Below are 2,500 nucleotides of genomic sequence, written 5' to 3' on the forward strand. Positions count from 1 at the left end.
GGCCTACCTGGAGGGGCTGAGCCGGAAGGTGGCGCGGGAGGGGGTGCGTGGGGTGGCGTTTTTGGACAACGCACCCTTTCACCGATCCCGTGGGTTTCAGGAGGCGGCGGAGGGGTGGAGGGATCGTGGCCTTGCGGTGGCTTACCTGCCCCGGTACAGTCCCCATCTGAACCCGGTGGAGGGGGTGTGGCGGCGAGCGAAGGGGTTTCTGATGCCCCGGCGGCACTACGCGAGCGTGGGAGAGCTGAGGGGGGCGGTGACCGAGGCGATGGACAAGCTGCGGAGGCGGTTGGAAGAAGAGGTGTTGCAAAGTCTATGCGTGGGCACTTAGCTCCTAGTTGGGACGGGGGCAGGGCTCGAGGCTCCCCACCCCAATGGCGGCCGTGCGCGAAGCAAAGCTGTCGTAGCAGGACACCTTGGTGGCCAGGTTGATGGTGATGCCCTGGCTGGCCGCCGAGGACTGAATCAGGATTTGCCCCTCGCCCTCGAGGCCCTCATCAATACCGCTATTGATGATGAACCCCGTCCCCGAGCAAACAAAGTTGCTCCCGCTTTCGTTGCCATTGGGGCAGCCGTTGTAGTAGCGGGTGAAGTTGGCCAGCACCACCCCCACCTGGTTTTCCAGAATTTGCGTGGCGGTATCTTTGACCTGGCTCACCACCCCTGCCCGGGCGGTAGCGCGGTAGTTGGTGACCTGGGAGAACACCAGCACCCCAAAAGCCACAGCCATCACAGCCAGGGCAATCAGCAACTCGACCAACGTAATTCCTCGGTTCTGCATGATGGCTCCTATGGACAGGCTGCTCTGATCTAGGCGCGGCCCTGCTGGTTGATGTTGACGAAACGGCTGTACGAGCCGATGGCAAGCTGCACGCTGCGGCTGGTGGCCAGCTGATAGACCCCCCGGGCATCGAAGACCACCTCGGCGCTGGTAGAGGCCGCCGCATCGGCGGCAGTGCACTGCTGCAGGCTGCCCACAATCCGGCCCCACTCGCCTGCCCCAAACTGGGTGCGGCTAATCACCGGGTCGTTGTTATCCAGGCCGTTTTGGTCGTTGTCGGCCACAATTTCGTAGCGGTTGGCTCCACTACCAAAGCTAAAGCGAATCCCCACCGGCACATTGCGCCGCAGGGCCTCGAGGCGGGCCCGGGTCACATCGGCACTAAGGATCTGGGCCGCCTGGTTGACCCGCGTCCGATCGGAGTTAAACCACCCGCCCCCCAGAGCAACCAGGATGCCCAGAACGGCAGTTACCACAATCAGTTCGATTACGCTCAGGCCGCTGGCTCGCTTCACAAAACCCCCTGTCCGGACACAGCAGGTATGGATTGGCTATGGCTGGAATCCCCAAAAGATGTCATGTCTACCTACCCCCGCCTAACTCCCTTAGCGCACTCTAGAAGCAGTCAGGGGCGCTCCTGGTGACCTCTGACCTGAAAATTCACTTTCAGGGTAACGTCAAGTAACGACCAGGTTAATGACGATTCCACCTGAAATAACACAGCACTCCTGGAAGTTTGCTCTCGCGAAATTAACAAACCGGCCCCCCATTTGGGGGATTGGGGGAGGGGTGCCGGGTTCATGCCCTGCAAGCGCCACCGGGTTTGACAAAACCACCCACCCCCCCGCTAGGCTAGGCTCCATGACCTACGGCGACTGGGCTCTGCTGCAAGACCGGCGGGGCCGCTCCTACCTGTTTCGCTTGCAAGAAGGGGGTAGCTTCAACTACCACCGGGGCTCTCTAAGCCACCAGGCCATCGTGCAAGCGGGCCCCGGCGCCCGGATCGCCACCCCCCAGGGTGAGCCGTTCACCATCCACCGCCCCACCCTGGAAGACTACGTGCTGCACATGCCCCGCGAGGCCACCCCCACCTACCCCAAGGACGCCGCCACCATCTGCTTTTTGCTCGACCTGACCCCCGGTATGCAGGTGCTGGAAGCAGGTTCGGGCTCTGGCGGCCTCACCCTCTACCTGGCAAGGGCTGTGGGCCCCACCGGCCAGGTGTGGAGCTACGAAACCCGCCCCAAACACCAGGCTCGAGCCCGCCGCAACCTGAGCGACTTCGAAGACTGGGGCAACGTGACCTGGCTCGAGGCCGACCTCTCCCAGGCCGAACTACCCCCCAACGCCTTCGACGGCGTGGCGCTGGATCTGATGGAACCCTGGACGGTGCTGGCGGCTGTGACCCCGGCCCTCAAGCCCGACCGCTTCCTGGCCTGCTACCTGCCCAACCTCACCCAGGTGGTGGCGCTGCTGGAGTACCTTCGGGCCCACCCACTGCCCTACCTGCACGAGCGCACCCTGGAAGTGCTGCACCGCGAATGGGACGTGCGCCCCCCCATCGCCCACCCCAAGTTTCAGCAGGTGGGGCATACGGCGTTTTTGGTACAGCTAAGGCGGGTTGGAGGGGTCTAACGCTCCGGTTCAGCGGCGGGCCGCGCAGCGGACCGTCCACTGCAACCGGTTGTTAGCCCGTAGCCTGCTGTGGCAGTGCTTCCT

Annotated in this window: 5 protein-coding genes (1 of these 5 cut by a window edge); 2 read left to right on the forward strand and 3 right to left on the reverse strand. The window is 63.6% G+C overall.

From position 1 onward, the window contains the following. A partial coding sequence (locus Mhypo_RS14735; protein WP_206074934.1) for a transposase occupies positions 1 to 331 on the forward strand: 331 nt, incomplete at its 5' end. Positions 332 to 334: 3 nt separating this feature from the next. Here Mhypo_RS14735 and Mhypo_RS14740 read toward each other — a convergent pair. Both Mhypo_RS14740 and Mhypo_RS14745 read right to left on the reverse strand, forming a co-directional pair. Next, on the reverse strand, positions 335 to 781 hold the full coding sequence (locus Mhypo_RS14740; protein WP_119342042.1) for a type II secretion system protein: 447 nt from the start codon (positions 779 to 781) through the stop codon (positions 335 to 337). Positions 782 to 810: 29 nt separating this feature from the next. Further along, positions 811 to 1,296 (reverse strand): GspH/FimT family pseudopilin, encoded by a 486-nt coding sequence (locus tag Mhypo_RS14745; RefSeq protein ID WP_119342043.1) that lies wholly within the window; start codon positions 1,294 to 1,296, stop codon positions 811 to 813. A gap of 346 nt (positions 1,297 to 1,642) precedes the next feature. Here Mhypo_RS14745 and Mhypo_RS14750 point away from each other — a divergent pair, with 346 nt between their 5' ends. Further along, the gene (locus Mhypo_RS14750) at positions 1,643 to 2,416 is read left to right on the forward strand and encodes a tRNA (adenine-N1)-methyltransferase (RefSeq protein WP_119342044.1); all 774 of its coding nucleotides are present in this window, start codon (positions 1,643 to 1,645) and stop codon (positions 2,414 to 2,416) included. 52 nt (positions 2,417 to 2,468) lie between these two features. Here the strand turns inward: Mhypo_RS14750 and Mhypo_RS14755 are convergent, their stop codons facing one another. Next, a protein-coding gene (locus tag Mhypo_RS14755; RefSeq protein WP_119342045.1) for a DEAD/DEAH box helicase crosses the window boundary here: on the reverse strand, positions 2,469 to 2,500 show its final stretch. It continues 2,533 nt past the right edge of the window; 32 of the gene's 2,565 nt are visible here — the last part of the coding sequence; its start codon lies beyond the right edge, outside the window — the gene reads right to left on this strand; it ends in the stop codon at positions 2,469 to 2,471.

This window comes from Meiothermus hypogaeus (assembly GCF_003574035.1).
Lineage (GTDB): Bacteria > Deinococcota > Deinococci > Deinococcales > Thermaceae > Meiothermus > Meiothermus hypogaeus.